The organism is Microbacterium sp. NPDC007973, assembly GCF_042958465.1.
GTDB classification, from domain to species: domain Bacteria; phylum Actinomycetota; class Actinomycetes; order Actinomycetales; family Microbacteriaceae; genus Microbacterium; species Microbacterium galbum.
On record NZ_JBIBJJ010000004.1, the window covers coordinates 569,354 to 583,435 of the forward strand.

The window sequence follows — 14,082 nt, forward strand, 5'->3', positions numbered from 1 at the left end:
GAATGAGCACCGTCGCCCTCCCCCCGCTCGCCGACATCCTCGCCACCGCGCGGGTGGTGTCGCTTCCCCTCGCCGCCCGGTTCCGCGGCATCCTGGTCCGCGAAGCGGTCGTGTTCGAGGGGCCGGAGGGGTGGACGGAGTTCTCGCCCTTCGTCGAGTACGGAGACACCGAGGCCGCGACCTGGCTCGCCGCGGCCGTCGACTACGGGTGGACGGCCTCCCCCGCCCCGGTCCGCGACGGCGTCGGAGTGAACGCGACGATGCCCGCGGTCGCGGCATCCGAGGTCGCCGGGCTCCTCGCCCGATACGACGGATGCCGGACGGTCAAGGTGAAGGTGGCCGAGGCCGGGCAGACCCTCGCCGACGACGTCGCGCGGGTCCGCGCGGTGCGCGAGAGCATGGGCCCGGAGGGGCGTGTGCGCATCGACGCGAACGCGGCGTGGAACGTCGACGAGGCGGAACGGGCCGTGCACGCCCTGGCCGAGTTCGACCTGGAATACGTCGAACAGCCGTGCGCCGAGATCGATGAGCTCGCGCAGCTGCGGGAGCGCATCGCCTACCTCGACATCCCGATCGCCGCCGATGAAAGCGTCCGCAAGGCGGCGGACCCGCTCCGCGTGGCGCGCAGCGGCGCGGCGGATCTGCTCGTCATCAAGGCGCAGCCCCTCGGCGGTGTCCACGCGGCGCGCGAGATCGTGAGGCAGGCGGGACTCCCCGTCGTCGTCTCCAGTGCGCTCGACACCTCGATCGGGCTGTCGATGGGCGCCGCCCTTGCGGCATCGCTGCCCGCGCTCCCCTACGACTGCGGGCTGGGCACCGCGTCGCTGTTCGCGGCTGACGTGGTGGCATCCCCCCTCGTGGCCCGTGGCGGGGTGCTCTCCCTCGAGCGCCCGCGCCCCACCGGCGCCGACCTCGACCGCGTGGCCGCCGACGACGAACGGCGCGACTGGTGGCTGGCGCGCCTCGGCCGCTGCCACGACCTGCTCACTCGAGGATGAGGCCGACCACCTGTGACAGGCGGTCCGCCAGACCGGACCGCGACTCCGACGGCGCCTGACGAGTGAGCAGCGCTGTTTCGGACGTCGAAATCCATACCGACAGCAGAAGATCGGTGGCCACGTCCGCGGGAACGCGGAGCGAGAGTCGCCGCGCTGCGGCGATGTCACGGACCAGCTGGGTGACGCTCTCCCCCAGGCCCTGGTTGAGAGCCAGGTAGGCCTCGGCGAAACCCGGGTTGCGCAGCGCCTGGAGGCGCGTTTCGGCCCCGAGAAGGACGTCCAGCCGGTCTTCGCCGGTGGCCTCGAGCACCTCCTGGACGAGCTGCCGCACGTCGCCGGCGTCTTCGAGGCCGCGACTCTCGATCGAGGTGACGCGCGCGCGTACCGCCGCGATCGTCGTCTCCGCCGATCGCGCGCACAGGGCCAGGAAGAGCTCCTCCTTCGACCCGAAGTTGGAGTAGAACGCGCCGCGGGTGAAGCCGGCACGCTCGCAGATGGCCTCGACCGACGCCCCGTCGATGCCGACCTCGGCGAACATCTCGGCTGCGGCATCCATGAGACGGACACGTGTGTTCTCGCGGCGGCGCGTCGTCGCGGGCGCGGAATCGGTCATCCGAGGCCTCCTGTTCTCGGGTGACATCCAGGTTCGACAGCACCCCCGAGGGTCTAGGATACATTGTTGTATCCGATACGGTGATGTATCGACTTGTTCACCGATCTGGGAGCCACCGTGTCGACATTCCTGTACACCCTCGGGCGTTGGTCGTTCCGTCACCCGTGGCGCGTTCTCACGGCCTGGCTGCTCGTGCTCGTGCTCGCCGGCGGAGGTGTCGCGCTGTTCGCGAAGGGCACCGACAACACCTTCACGATCCCCGGCACGGAGTCGCAGGCGGGCCTCGAGATGCTCGGGCGCACGTTCCCCCAGGTGAGCGGCGCCAGCGCCGAGATCATCGTGGTCTCCGCCGACGGGTCGAAGGTCACCGACCCGGCGTATCAAGACGCCGTGCAGAAGACGTCGACCGCCATCGGCGACCTCGATTTCGTCGAAGCCGTGACCGACCCCTACGACACCCGCATCTCGGGCGGCATCTCCGACGACGAACGCGCCGCCATCGTCCGCATCCAGTTCTCCGGCGAGGCCACCGAGGTGCCGCAGGCCACCGAAGACGGGCTCCGCGAGGCCGCGACGGCCCTGGGCGAGGCGCTTCCCCCCGGTTCTCAATCCGTTCTCGGTGGGCAGCTCTTCGCCACCGAGATCCCCGGCGCCTCGCTCACCGAAGCCCTCGGCGTGCTCATCGCCGCGCTCGTGCTGATGGTGACGTTCCGCTCGTTCCTGGTGGCCGGGATGCCGCTGGCCACCGCCATCCTGGGCGTCGCCCTCTCGATCGCCCTCATCTTCATCGCGACCGGCTTCGCGACCGTGTCGTCGACGACCCCGCTGCTGGCGGTGATGTTGGGCCTGGCGGTCGGCATCGACTACGCGCTCTTCATCGTGTCTCGACATCAAGACCAGACGAGAGCGGGCATGGACCCCGAGGAGTCCACGGCCCGCGCGGTAGGCACCGCGGGTTCGGCCGTGGTGTTCGCCGGCATCACGGTGCTCATCGCCCTCATCGGGCTGAGCTTCGCCGGCATCCCGTTCCTCACGACCATGGGGATCGCCGCCTCCGTCGCCGTCGCGATCGCGGTGTGCGTCGGGCTGACGCTCACGCCGGCCTTCCTCAGCTTCGCCGGTCACCGTGTCGTCGGGTGGGGACACAAGCGCCCGAAGAAGCGCTCGCGCACCGCCACCGCCGAAGACGACGCGGCCGCCGCCGAAGAGGCCGCCGCCGAGAGCGTGCGACGCGCCACCACCGCGGCCATCAAGGCCGAGCGGAACGGCCCCGCGAAGCGCTGGGTGGGCTTGGTGACCCGGCATCCGGTGGTCACCACCGTCGCGGTGATCGGGCTGCTCGGCGTCACCGCCGTTCCCGCCGCGTCGCTGGCCCTGACCCTGCCGAACGCCGGCCAACTGCCCGAGGGCGACGAGGCGCGCGTCGCCTACGAGCTGACCGACGAGTACTTCGGACCGGGAGCGAACGGGCCGCTCATCATGACCGGCACGATCGTGACCTCGAACGATCCCCTCACCCTCATGACCGACATCGGCGACGAGATCGCCAAGATCCCCGGGGTCGCCGAAGTGGCCCTGGCCACCCCCAACGAGACCGCCGACACCGGCATCGTGCAGATCGTCCCCGAGACCGCACCCGACGACCCCCGCACCGCCGACCTCGTGCGCGAGCTGCGGGCTCAGGAGGATCGCCTCTACGACGAGTTCGGCGTACGCCTGCTCGTCACCGGCTACACCGCGGTGACGATCGACATCTCCGACCAGCTCGGAGCCGCGCTCCTGCCCTTCGGCCTCTTCGTCGTCGGACTCTCCCTCGTGCTGCTGATGGTTGTGTTCCGCTCGATCTGGGTTCCGCTCACCGCTGCGGGCGGATATCTGCTGTCGGTCGCCGCGTCGTTCGGCGTGGTCGCCGCGGTGTTCGAGTGGGGCTGGTTCGCCGATGCGCTGCACGTCGCGAAGGTCGGGCCCATCATCAGCTTCATGCCGATCGTCGTCATGGGAGTGCTCTTCGGCCTCGCCATGGACTACCAGGTCTTCCTCGTCTCGCGTATGCGCGAGGACTACGTCCACGCGAAGCGCGAGGGGCGCACACCCCGCGAGGTGGCACTCGGCGCGGTGCGCAGCGGCTTCGCGGCATCCGCCCGTGTCGTCGTGGCGGCCGCGGTCATCATGTTCGCCGTGTTCGTCGCCTTCGTGCCCGAGGGCGACTCGAGTCTCAAGCCCATCGCCCTGGGGCTCGCGGTCGGCGTCGCCGTCGACGCGTTCCTCGTGCGCATGACCCTCGTTCCGGCGATCCTCGCGCTGCTGGGCGCGAAAGCCTGGTGGATGCCGCGCTGGCTCGACCGCATCCTGCCCAAGCTCGACGTCGAGGGCGAGGCCGTCGAGCGCGAGGTGCACCTCGCCGAGTGGCCCTCCGAACCCGCGATGGCGATCGCCGCCGACGACCTGCGCGCCAGCGTCGCCTCCGAGACCGAGGAGCCGGTCTTCCGTGACGTGTCGATGCGACTGGGGTACGGCGGCACCCTGCTCGTGACGGGAGAGAGCCGCACCACGCGCACGCTTCTCCTCGCCGTCGCCGGTCGCCTGTCGAAGATCGAGGGCAAGCTGCGCGTCGACGGGCTCCTGGTGCCCGAACGCGCCGGTGCCGTTCGCGCACGCGTCGGAGTCGCCCTCCTCGACGACCCCTCGACGGCGGAGGCGGACGTGAGCCAGGCCGTCGCCCGCGGCACACGCATCGTCGTCATCTCCGACGTCGACCGCCTCGACGACGACACCCGCGACGATGTCGCGCACGTGCTCCGCCGCGCGGCCGTCGAGGCCCGCGAGCGGTCGGGCGACGCGTCGTCGTCCTTCACGCTCGTCGTCTCCGCCCGCGACGAGCGCCGTGCCCTCGCCCTGCTGTCCGAGGCGCACCGCCCCGACGTGACCTCCCTGCCGTTGCCCACGCCGCGACGGCACCGCTCCGAACCCGAAACCTTCGCCGATCTCTCCGAGGTGTTCGCATGACTCTCCCCGTCGAGCGCTCCCGCTCGCGCCGCCCCGTCACGTGGTTGACGCTCATCGGTGTGCTCCTGCTGCCCGCTGTGATCGGCGGCATCCTGGTGGGCGCGCTGTACAACCCCACCGACCGACTCGAGAACATCACGGCCGCGATCGTCAACGACGACAAGGCCGTCGAGCTGAACGGTCAACTCGTTCCCCTGGGGCGCCAGCTCACCGGCGGCCTCGTGAAGGGCGCCGACGACCAGCCGAGCAACATCGACTGGGTGATCTCGAATGACGAGGATGCCGCGGCCGGTCTCGCCGACGGCACCTACACCGCCGTCGTCACGATCCCCGAGAACTTCACCGCCGCCTCGCTGTCGACGCGCCCCGGCGAGACGCCGGTCAAGGCGACCATCGGCGTGCAGACCGCCCCCGACGCGCGCGTCGTCGACGGAGCGATCACCTCCGCGCTCGCCACGACGGCCACGAGCGTCTACGGCGGCGAGCTGTCCTCTCAGTATCTGAAGAACGTCTTCCTCGGCTTCACGACGCTGAGCGACCAGCTCGGTTCCGCCGCGAGCGGCGCCCATCAGCTGGCCGACGGGGCATCGCAGGCCGCGTCCGGCGCGGGTGATCTGCGCGACGGCCTGGGACAGCTCTCGAACGGAGCCTCGAGCCTCGCCGATGGGGCGTCGCAGCTCGCGGCCGGCGCGGGTCCGCTCGCCGACGGCGCGACGCAGTTGGCATCGGGCTCGACGGCGCTCGCGAACGGGACGCGGGATGCCGCGGCGGGAGTGAGCAAGCTCGCGACCGGTGCCGACGGCATCGCGGCCGGCAATCAGCAGCTCGCGACGCAGATCAACGGTCTCGCCGACCAGATCCCGCCGGGTTTCGCCGACGACGCGCAGAAGCTCGCGGACGCCGCCCCGCAGGTCAACAAGGCTCTCGTCGACGCGAACGCCGCGCTGCAGAAGGCGGCGGCGGAGTGCACGGGGACCCCGGAGCAGTGCCAGGCGCTGCGCGATGCGGCAGCCGCCGCCGCGGCCTCCCTCGACCGGGCCACCGACACCGTCACGCAGATCGGCGACCTCGCCGGTCAGGCGGCGCAGCTGCCCACGGGCATCCGTGCGATCGCCGACGCCAACCAGCAGCTCGCCGACGGCGCGACCGGCCTCGCCGGTGGCGCCCGCGAGGCGGCCTCCGGACTCGGCACGCTCGCCGGCGGCATGGACGGCATCGCCGGGGGCGCGACGAAACTGGCCGACGGCGCGACGCAGTTCGGCACGGGGGCCGCGGCCCTCGGCTCGGGCGCCGCGCAGCTGGCATCCGGAGCCTCCGGCGCCGAAGACGGCGCCGGCCAGCTCGCCGACGGCGTGCAGCAGGTGGCGACGGGAACGTCGTCGCTCGCCGATGGGCTCGACACCGCCGTCGCGCAGTTGCCGACGTACACCGACACCCAGGCGACCACCCTCGCCGACGTCGTCGCCGACCCGGTCTCGGCCACGGGCGCAAACAATTCGTTGTTCGGCCTCGCCGCGGTGCCGCTGTTGGCCATGGCCGTGCTGTGGTTCGGCGGACTCGCCTCGTTCGTCGCGTTCCAGGCGGTGTCGGCGCGTGCTCTGACCAGCCGTCGCCCGTCCGCGCTGGTCGCGCTGCGCGGTTTCGCCCCCGCTGCGCTCGTCGGCTCCGTGCAGGGCCTGCTGGTCGCCTCCGTCGTCCAGATCGCCTCGAAGTACGACTGGGGCGACTGGGCCCTCTTCGCCCTCGTGTGCATCGCGGCCGGCATCGCCTTCGCCGCCGTCCACCAGGCCCTCGTGGCGGTGTTCGGCGGAGCGGGCCGATGGATTGCGGCGGTGATCGGCGCCCTGGCGCTGGGCGCGAGCATCGTGTCGACCGTGCCGCCCGCGCTGGCCGCCGCGGCATCCCTCCTGCCGACCGCCCCCGCCTACGACGCGATGCTCGGCGCTCTGTCGTCGGCCGGCGGAGTCGGGGCCGGCATCGCGGGGTTCGTGGTCTGGGCCGTGCTGTCGCTCATCGCCACGACGCTGATCGTGGTGCGCCGCCGCACGACCTCCGCCCGCGCCGCCGCCCAGCCCGCGTAAGCGCGTGGGTGCCCGACGCGCCCTCTCCTGTCGAGTGTCCAAGACACGCCGCCCCTAGCCGCGAGAGACGGCGTTTCTTGGACACTCGAGGGCGATCCGGGGAGTGCACCACTCCTTCACAGCGGGGGGTATCCACAGCAGAGCGGGGGCCGGGCGGCCCACGCGCGGACGATCGTGTCTGCTGTGGGCATGCACCCGCACCCACTCCCCCCTGAACTGCGCTCGGCGTTCCACGTCCGCGATGCGGATGCACACGGCGTCCCCCGCCGGCGGCTGTCCGCCGGTGACCTGCGGTCGCCGTTCCATGGAGTGCGCGTCGCGCGTGAAGATCCGCTGGAGGGTCTGGAGGCGAGATGCAGGGCATTTCTCCCTCGGATGATCGGCGCGCAATTCTTCAGCCACTCGACCGCCGCCACGCTGTGGGGGATGCCCCTCCCGTTCCGCCCTGACGACTTTCTGCATGTGAGCGCGGTTCCCCCCGCGCGGGAGCCTCGCACGGCAGGTGTCGTGGGACATCGCTTGGTCATGCCGTCGGATGGTGTGACACTGCGCGCCGGCCTGCCGATCGCAAATCGCGTCGAGACCTGGGCTCAGCTCGGCTCGCTCGTCCCGATGGAGGACCTCGTCGCCGCGGGAGACTGGGCGTTGTCACAGGGCGACACCGTGTCAGACCTCGACGCAGCTGCACGACGCGCACGACGTCGCGGAGCAGTCGCCCTCCGCGAGGCAGTGCAGCTTGTCAGACCCGGAGCGGAATCTCCGCGAGAGACGGCCGTGCGCCTCGTCCTCCTGCGGGCGGGCCTGCCCGAGCCGCACCTCAACTGGACCCTCTGCACGGCAGACGGGGTCTTCGTCGCTCGACTCGACATGGCCTACCCCGACCACCGGGTAGCGGTCGAATACGACGGGCGGCAGCACGCCGACGCAGACCAGTTCCGACGGGATGCCGACCGCTGGCGCGCCATCGCCCGGGAGGGGTGGACACTCATCCGTGTCGTGGCCCACCACCTCGAGACGCCGATGCAGGACATCGTCGCACCCGTGCGCCACGCGCTCCGCGCGGCCGACGCCCCTTGAGTGTCCAAGACATGCTGTGTCCACCCGCCACCAGCGGCATGCCTTGGACACTCAAACCCCGCCGCCCACCGGGCGAGGGCATCGCGCCCGGGCCAGGGCCGGGACGTTCCGCGAAACACGAAGGGCCCGCCCGGCGACAGCCGGACGGGCCCGGGAACCGGACGCGGGTCCTTACGTCGTCAGGCCGCTGTAGGCGTGCAGGCCCTTGAAGAAGACGTTGACGATCGTGAAGTTGAACAGCACAGCGGTGAAGCCGATGATCGACAGCCACGCCGAACGGGTACCGCGCCAGCCGCGCGTCGCGCGAGCGTGGATGTAGCCCGCGTAGAGCACCCAGATGACGAAGGTCCAGACTTCCTTGGTGTCGAAGCCCCAGAACCGGCCCCACGCGTCGTTCGCCCAGATGGAGCCGGCGATGAGGGTGAAGGTCCAGAAGATGAATCCGACGATCGCGAAGCGGTAGGCCAGCGACTCGAGGGCGTCGGCGTTCGGAACCGTGCGCAGGAAGCTGCGCTTCGGTTCGGCATCCACCGGGGCTTCGGCGAGCTTGCGCTCGCGCCGCGTTTGAATGAGCTGCACGACCGAGAGCCCGAAAGCGAGGGCGAACAGTGCCGTCGCGAGACTCGCGACGAAGACGTGCACGACGAGCCAGACCGACTTCAGCGGGTCGGCCAGCGGAACGACCTCGACATGGAACGCCAGCGTCGCGCCACCCAGCAGCAGCACGGCGAGGCCGGTCATGAGCGAGCCCAGGAAGCGCAGGTCGTAGCGCGTCAGCACGGCGAGGTACACCGCGATGATCAGCAGCAGGCCGGTCATGGCGAACTCGTACATGTTCGACCACGGCACGCGCTCGGCTGCGATCCCGCGCAGGACCGTCGCCACGAGGTGGAAGACGAAGCCGAGCGCCGTCAGCACCGTCCCGAGTCGCGCCCACAGGTAGCGCGGCTTGGCGGTGGAGGCACCGGATGCCGACGACCCGGCGCCCGAGGAGATCACTCCCCCGCCGCCCGCGGTCACGAGCTCGCGCGCGACGACCTCGTCTTTGGCCTTGAGCGCGAGGTCGGAGCGGCGCGCGAGATCGATGGCGTACGCGATGAACGCCAGCACGTAGATGGCGACCGCCGTCCAGACCAGGAGGAGGGAGATCTCGTCGAGGAGAAGCGGGTCGGTTCCGGGCATGGTCTCAGTCTACTTTTCCGGTGTCGGGGTGGCTCTGGGGAGGAAGGGAGGCACCGTGCTTCTCGGCGAGCTGATCGACGGCGGCGGCGAGGGTGGGGTCCTCACCGCGCGCGAGGCCCGCGTACTCCACGAGCACCGAGCCGCCCTGCGGGGTCGCCTTGACCCACATGCGGCGGCGCGGCACGAAGAGCGCGGCGAGCAGGCCGAGCAGCGCCAGCAGGGCGAAGGCGAGCACCCAGGGTCCGGCGAGGTCGCGGTGGATCGACAGGGATGCGAAGCGCTTGACCGATCCCTCGTACCCGACGGCCCCCGCGGGCGCCTCGTTCTCGAAGGTGATGGTGCCGAGGCCGTTGGGCAGATCCTCGGTCTGCCCGGGCATGAGCTGGATGGCGGGGTTGCCGCTGTCGCCGCCGGCGATCTGCGTCATGCCCGACGGATCGAGCGTGTAGACCGAGCGGGGCGTTCCGTCGTCGATGCCGAGGTCGCCCTCGTACACGCGCAGCGTCAGGGTCGGGTACTCCAGCGCCCCGTACGTGGAGGTCAGCGCACCCGAAGGCAGCACGTCCATCGTCGGGTAGAAGAATCCGAGCAGACCGAGCTGTTCGGGCAGACCGTCGGCGACCTTGATGACGCCGAGCGAGGTCATGTTGGCATCCTGCGGCAGGAACGCGACCGAGTCGTGGAACACCTCGTTGCCCTCGGCGTCGCGGATCGTGACGGTCGGGGCGTAGCCGTTGCCCAGCAGGTAGACGCGGTCGCCCTGCACGTCGAGCGGGTGGTTGACGCGCACCTCGCCCTCCTGCGGGTCTGTGCCGGGGGCCTGCGTCGTCACGTGCGCCACGAAGTCGCCGGCTTGTCCCGAACCGGGCTGGCCGGGCGGAACGTACGACACGTCGAACTCATCGAGCGTCATCGAGTAGGGCGTGAGGGTGTCTCCACTGACGAAGCGACCCGGGTTGAACGAGGAGTAGTCGAGCAGGCTGTTCGCGAAGGCCTGGCCCTCGACGAGCACGCGTTGACCGGTGTAGGTGAAGCCCCCACCGACGCCGACGGCGATCAGGACGCCCACGAGCGCGCCGTGGAAGAGCAGATTGCCGGTCTCGCGCAGGTACCCGCGCTCCGCCGACACCGAGAACGACCCGCGCCCGTCGTAGCGCGCCACCCGGTAGCCGCTCTTGCGCAGCTGCGCGGCCGCGCTCTCCACGGCGGCGGTCGCCAGGGCATCCGCATCCGCATCCCCGTCGACCGCGATCGAGCGGGAGCGGTGGTCGTCCAGGCGCGACAGACGCGCGGGCGTGCGCGGCGGCTGCGAGCGCAGCGCCTTCCAGTGGTGCTTCGTGCGCGGGAGCACGCAGCCGATCAGCGAGATGAACAGCAGCAGGTAGATCGCCGAGAACCAGGGCGAGGTGTAGACGTCGAACAGGCTGAGCTTGTCGAGCACCGGCGCGAGGTCGGGGTTGTCGGTGAAGTACTGCGTGACGCCGTTGGGGTCGGCGCTGCGCTGGGGCACGAGCGATCCCGGGACGGCGGCGATCGCGAGCAAGAGCAGCAGCACGAGGGCCGTGCGCATGCTGGTCAGCTGGCGCCATCCCCACCGCAGCCATCCCACGACGCCCAGGCGCGGCTGGGTGACCTCGTCGGACGTGGAGTCGGCGTGGTCGGACGGACGCAGCGGGTCGGTCATCGTGTTCCCTCGATCAGAGCGGGAGTTGGACATTGCCCATCACCCCCTGCAGGGTCGACATCCACTGGCCCCACAGGCCCGTCACCATGAGCAGGCCGAGCACGATCAGCAGCGCTCCGCCGATGAGGTTCACGACGCGGATGTGCCTGCGCACGAACGCCACGGACTTCGTCGCCCATCCGAAGCCGAGGGCGAGGAGCAGGAACGGGATGCCGAGACCCAGCGAGTACATCAGCCCGAGCAGGGCCGCCCGGCCGGGATCCCCGAGGTTGTACGACACGGAGAGGATCGCCGCCAGCGTGGGCCCGATGCACGGGGTCCAGCCGATGCCGAGGGCGATGCCCAGCAAAGGTGCGCCGATGAGCCCCAGGTTGCCACGGGACTGCATCCGCACCGAACGCTGCGCGAGGCCGAACAGCCCGATGAACACCAGGCCCATCAGGATGATGACCACGCCCATGACGCGCGTGATCACGTCGGCGTAGGCGAGGAAGAAGGCGCCGAGCGTTCCGCCCAGCACATTGACGGCCATGAACACGACCGTGAACCCCGCGATGAACAGCAGGGTCCCGCCGAGCAGCCGTCCTCGACCGGGCCCGGATGCCGAGCCCCCGCGCGGGGCCACGGTACCGCCGATGTACCCGAGGTAGCCCGGGACGAGCGGCAGCACGCACGGCGAGAGGAAGGAGATGAGGCCGGCCGCGAGCGCGAGGGGAACGGCGACCCACAACGCGCCGTCGAAGACGAGGGCGCCGGGGTTCACGCGCTCTCCGCCACGAGCGTGCGCACGATGGCCTCGAGGATCGAGGCCTCGGGCAGCTCGCCGACGATACGGGCGGCGACGCGGCCCTGCTTGTCGAGCACGAGGGTGGTGGGGGTGGCGTTCAACGGAGTCGCCTTGTTGAACGCGAGCTTCAGCTGGGCGTCGTCGACAGCCATCGCGCTGGGGTACGACACCTCGTGGTCGCGCGCGAACGACAAAGCGGTCGCGGGCTGGTCGTAGGTGTTGATGCCGAGGAAGGCGACGTCCTGTCCCTGGAAGCTCTGGTAGGCCTGCTCGAGACGCGGGGCCTCGATGATGCAGGGACCGCACGTGGCGTACCAGAAGTTGACCACGAGCACCTTGCCCGAGAAGTCGGCGCTCGAGACGGGCGAGCCGTTGTCGAGCGTGCCGGAGAACTCCACGGGCTCGCCGCGCTGATCCGCCGCGATCTCCTTGGTCTGGAACCCGTTGGCGGCGATGTAGCCCTTGTTGTCGCCGGCGCGGTACTGGTCCGCGAGGGGGTCGGCGCTGCAGGCCGCCAGACCCGTGACGAGCGCGGCGGAGGCGAGGACCGCCCCGACCGCGGAGAGGATTCGGCGCATCACACGGCTCCTACGTCGACGGCGCCGGCGGTGGACGCCGGCGTTGCGTACGCCACCTCGACGAACCGCGGACCGCCGGCGCCGTCGCGCCGTTCGAAGCTCGTCACGCTCGACAGCGCGCAGCGACGCTTGCGCGGGTCGTGTCGGGTGGGCTGATGGGACAGGGCGAGGTGGGTCACCCAGATGGGGAGCTGGTGCGAGACGACGACGACGTCGCCCGCGGGCACACGGTTCCAGGCGTCATCCATCGCCGCGACCATGCGGGCGACGATCCGCTCGTACGGCTCGCCCCAGCTGGGGACGGCCGGGCGGCTGAGGTGGCGCCAGTTGAGGGGGTTCGCGAGCGCCTGCTTCATCCGGCGCCCTTCGAAGACGTTGGTGGGCTCGATCACCCGGTCGTCGATGAACGGCTCGGCGCCGAACAGCTCGACGAAAGGCTCGGCGGATTCGCGCGTGCGCTGCAGCGGCGAGACCACGAGAGCGCTCACCGGCCGCTCGAGGCTCTTCACGTACTCGGCCGCCTGCCGCGCCATGCGCCGACCGTCGACGCTCAGGCCGAATCCGGGGAGCCGACCGTAGAGCACGCGACGGGGGTTGTACACCTCTCCGTGGCGCACGAGATGAAGGCGATCGGCGGGCACGATCCCAGTCTAGGCGCGGGTTCTGTGGTCTGACTGAGTCCGGATGCCGGTTGCCTCGACGTGGAGATATCCCGCCGGGTCAGGCGTCTTTGCGTGCAGCGAGCAGCGAGCGCACGCGCGAGTACAGGAACCACGCGACACCGATGCCGACCGCCGCGATGACGATGTACTGCAGGATCGAGGCGTACTCCTCCACGATGTGCCAGTTCTCGCCGAGCAGATAGCCCGAGAGCACGAAGATCGTGTTCCAGATCAGGCTCCCCGCGCCGGTGAGCAGCCCGAAGCGCCACAGCGGCATCTTCGAGACGCCGGCCGGGATCGAGATGAGGCTGCGGAAGATCGGGATCATCCGACCGAAGAACACCGCCTTGCCACCGTGGCGCTCGAACCAGGCGACGGTCCGATCGACGTCCTCGGGGTGCAGCAGCGGCATCTTCGCCGCGAACGCCCGCAGCCGCGCGGCGCCGAGCCAGCGTCCCAGCCCGTAGAGCATGAAGGCGCCGACGACCGACCCGACGGTCGTCCAGAGCAGGGCCTCGAAAAGCGTGAACGAGCCGCGGCTCGCGGTGAGCCCGGCCATGGGCAGCACGACCTCGCTGGGCAACGGCGGGAAGAGGTTCTCGAGGGCGATCGCCACACCGGCGCCGACGGGGCCGATGACCTCCATGAGCGACACGGTCCAGTCGGCGAGCGAGGTGAGCCAGGACTGGCCCTCCTGCGGGCCGGAGCCGGCGCGCAGCGGGGAAAGGGAGAGGGTGACGTCGGTCATCGGGTGCCTTCGCGCTCGGTGATCGGCCGCCCGTGCGGACGCCCACGAGTCAGGTTACGGGCCGTTCAGGCGCCGTTCCTGGGGGTTGCCCCCGAGCGGTTCAGGATGCCGTGAGCCCGGCACCCACGAGCGCCGCGGCGATGAACCACACGGCGACCATCGAGAGGATCGCGACCAGCGGCACCCAGAACGCCAGGCGATGCCGCACGAGACGGATGATCGCCACGACGAGCCCGATCACGAGGATCACCCACGGCGCGATGACGGCGATCCAGAACCCGAGGTTCATCAGACCGGCGTCGCAGTCCTGCGTCCCGCAGACGCTCGCGGCGGAGGCGAGGACGACACCCGCGTACGAGGCCGCGAGCGCCAGGAGGGGCAGGAGCACCAGGAGAACGACGGTCGTCGCGACGTCCCACGGCCGCGGGGCACGCCCCCGCGGTTCCGGACGCAGCGTCCGGAACGACTCCGGGGGGAGGGAGAACGTCACGAGCGCCATCATAGGGATGCCGCGTCGGAATCCGAGGGTTCGCGCCCGTCCGGGTCGCGACGGGCGACGTGCGGCGTCCCTCCCGCCCGCCGCACGGGGCCCGCGTCCCGCGACACCGGGCGACGAGGCGCGAGGACGGCGGGTGGGGGCCGCCACCACCCGCACGTAGACTGGTC

12 protein-coding genes are annotated in these 14,082 nt (G+C 70.9%); 4 read left to right on the top strand and 8 right to left on the bottom strand.

The genetic code is table 11. The features are described from left to right. Nucleotides 1-2 precede the first annotated feature (2 nt). Nucleotides 3-998: an o-succinylbenzoate synthase gene (locus ACFZA2_RS15550; protein ID WP_391406623.1), complete on the top strand. Its 996-nt coding sequence runs from the start codon at nt 3-5 to the stop codon at nt 996-998. Here ACFZA2_RS15550 and ACFZA2_RS15555 read toward each other — a convergent pair. After that, nucleotides 985-1,611 carry a TetR/AcrR family transcriptional regulator gene (locus ACFZA2_RS15555; RefSeq protein WP_391406625.1) on the bottom strand — a complete coding sequence of 209 codons (627 nt, stop codon included), beginning with the start codon at nt 1,609-1,611 and terminating at the stop codon, nt 985-987. The two genes, ACFZA2_RS15550 and ACFZA2_RS15555, sit on opposite strands and share 14 nt — an antisense overlap. Nucleotides 1,612-1,728: 117 nt before the next feature. Here ACFZA2_RS15555 and ACFZA2_RS15560 point away from each other — a divergent pair, with 117 nt between their 5' ends. From ACFZA2_RS15560 to ACFZA2_RS15570, 3 genes are all read left to right on the top strand, one after another. Continuing rightward, entirely contained in the window at nt 1,729-4,617 is a 2,889-nt protein-coding gene (locus ACFZA2_RS15560; RefSeq protein ID WP_391406627.1) for an MMPL family transporter, read from the top strand. Continuing rightward, a complete protein-coding gene (locus tag ACFZA2_RS15565) occupies nt 4,614-6,698 on the top strand; it encodes a YhgE/Pip domain-containing protein (RefSeq protein ID WP_391406629.1) in 2,085 nt (694 codons plus the stop codon). The genes ACFZA2_RS15560 and ACFZA2_RS15565 overlap by 4 nt, the downstream gene beginning before the upstream one ends. 540 nt (nt 6,699-7,238) lie before the next feature. Then, nucleotides 7,239-7,775 carry an endonuclease domain-containing protein gene (locus ACFZA2_RS15570; protein WP_391406631.1) on the top strand — a complete coding sequence of 179 codons (537 nt, stop codon included), beginning with the start codon at nt 7,239-7,241 and terminating at the stop codon, nt 7,773-7,775. 171 nt (nt 7,776-7,946) lie between these two features. Here ACFZA2_RS15570 and ccsB read toward each other — a convergent pair whose 3' ends face one another. The 7 genes from ccsB to ACFZA2_RS15605 form a co-directional block, all read right to left on the bottom strand. Then, nucleotides 7,947-8,957 carry a c-type cytochrome biogenesis protein CcsB gene (gene ccsB, locus ACFZA2_RS15575; protein ID WP_315995119.1) on the bottom strand — a complete coding sequence of 337 codons (1,011 nt, stop codon included), beginning with the start codon at nt 8,955-8,957 and terminating at the stop codon, nt 7,947-7,949. 4 nt (nt 8,958-8,961) lie between these two features. Further along, nucleotides 8,962-10,674, bottom strand: coding sequence for a cytochrome c biogenesis protein ResB (locus ACFZA2_RS15580; RefSeq protein ID WP_391406634.1), 1,713 nt, complete (start codon nt 10,672-10,674; stop codon nt 8,962-8,964). Further along, complete coding sequence (locus tag ACFZA2_RS15585; protein WP_391406636.1) at nt 10,655-11,404, bottom strand: cytochrome c biogenesis CcdA family protein; 750 nt, start codon at nt 11,402-11,404, stop codon at nt 10,655-10,657. The genes ACFZA2_RS15580 and ACFZA2_RS15585 overlap by 20 nt, the downstream gene beginning before the upstream one ends. Next, the gene (locus tag ACFZA2_RS15590; protein WP_391406638.1) at nt 11,401-12,006 is read right to left on the bottom strand and encodes a TlpA family protein disulfide reductase; all 606 of its coding nucleotides are present in this window, start codon (nt 12,004-12,006) and stop codon (nt 11,401-11,403) included. Before ACFZA2_RS15590 ends, ACFZA2_RS15585 begins: the two co-directional genes overlap by 4 nt. After that, a complete protein-coding gene (locus ACFZA2_RS15595) occupies nt 12,006-12,647 on the bottom strand; it encodes a histidine phosphatase family protein (RefSeq protein WP_315995123.1) in 642 nt (213 codons plus the stop codon). The genes ACFZA2_RS15590 and ACFZA2_RS15595 overlap by 1 nt, the downstream gene beginning before the upstream one ends. A 79-nt stretch (nt 12,648-12,726) precedes the next feature. After that, nucleotides 12,727-13,416, bottom strand: coding sequence for a DedA family protein (locus ACFZA2_RS15600; protein ID WP_391406640.1), 690 nt, complete (start codon nt 13,414-13,416; stop codon nt 12,727-12,729). Nucleotides 13,417-13,516: 100 nt separating this feature from the next. Continuing rightward, nucleotides 13,517-14,071: a hypothetical protein gene (locus ACFZA2_RS15605; protein ID WP_391406642.1), complete on the bottom strand. Its 555-nt coding sequence runs from the start codon at nt 14,069-14,071 to the stop codon at nt 13,517-13,519. Between the last annotated feature and the right edge of the window lie 11 nt (nt 14,072-14,082).

Bases quoted from the DNA above. Each gene is read 5' to 3' on its own strand.
- ACFZA2_RS15555 (WP_391406625.1), bottom strand. From the start codon at position 1,611: ATGACCGATTCCGCGCCCGCGACGACGCGCCGCCGCGAGAACACACGT.
- ACFZA2_RS15565 (WP_391406629.1), top strand. From the start codon at position 4,614: ATGACTCTCCCCGTCGAGCGCTCCCGCTCGCGCCGCCCCGTCACGTGG.
- ccsB (WP_315995119.1), bottom strand. From the start codon at position 8,957: ATGCCCGGAACCGACCCGCTTCTCCTCGACGAGATCTCCCTCCTCCTG.
- ACFZA2_RS15600 (WP_391406640.1), bottom strand. From the start codon at position 13,416: ATGACCGACGTCACCCTCTCCCTTTCCCCGCTGCGCGCCGGCTCCGGC.
- ACFZA2_RS15580 (WP_391406634.1), bottom strand. From the start codon at position 10,674: ATGTCCAACTCCCGCTCTGATCGAGGGAACACGATGACCGACCCGCTG.
- ACFZA2_RS15550 (WP_391406623.1), top strand. From the start codon at position 3: ATGAGCACCGTCGCCCTCCCCCCGCTCGCCGACATCCTCGCCACCGCG.
- ACFZA2_RS15590 (WP_391406638.1), bottom strand. From the start codon at position 12,006: ATGCGCCGAATCCTCTCCGCGGTCGGGGCGGTCCTCGCCTCCGCCGCG.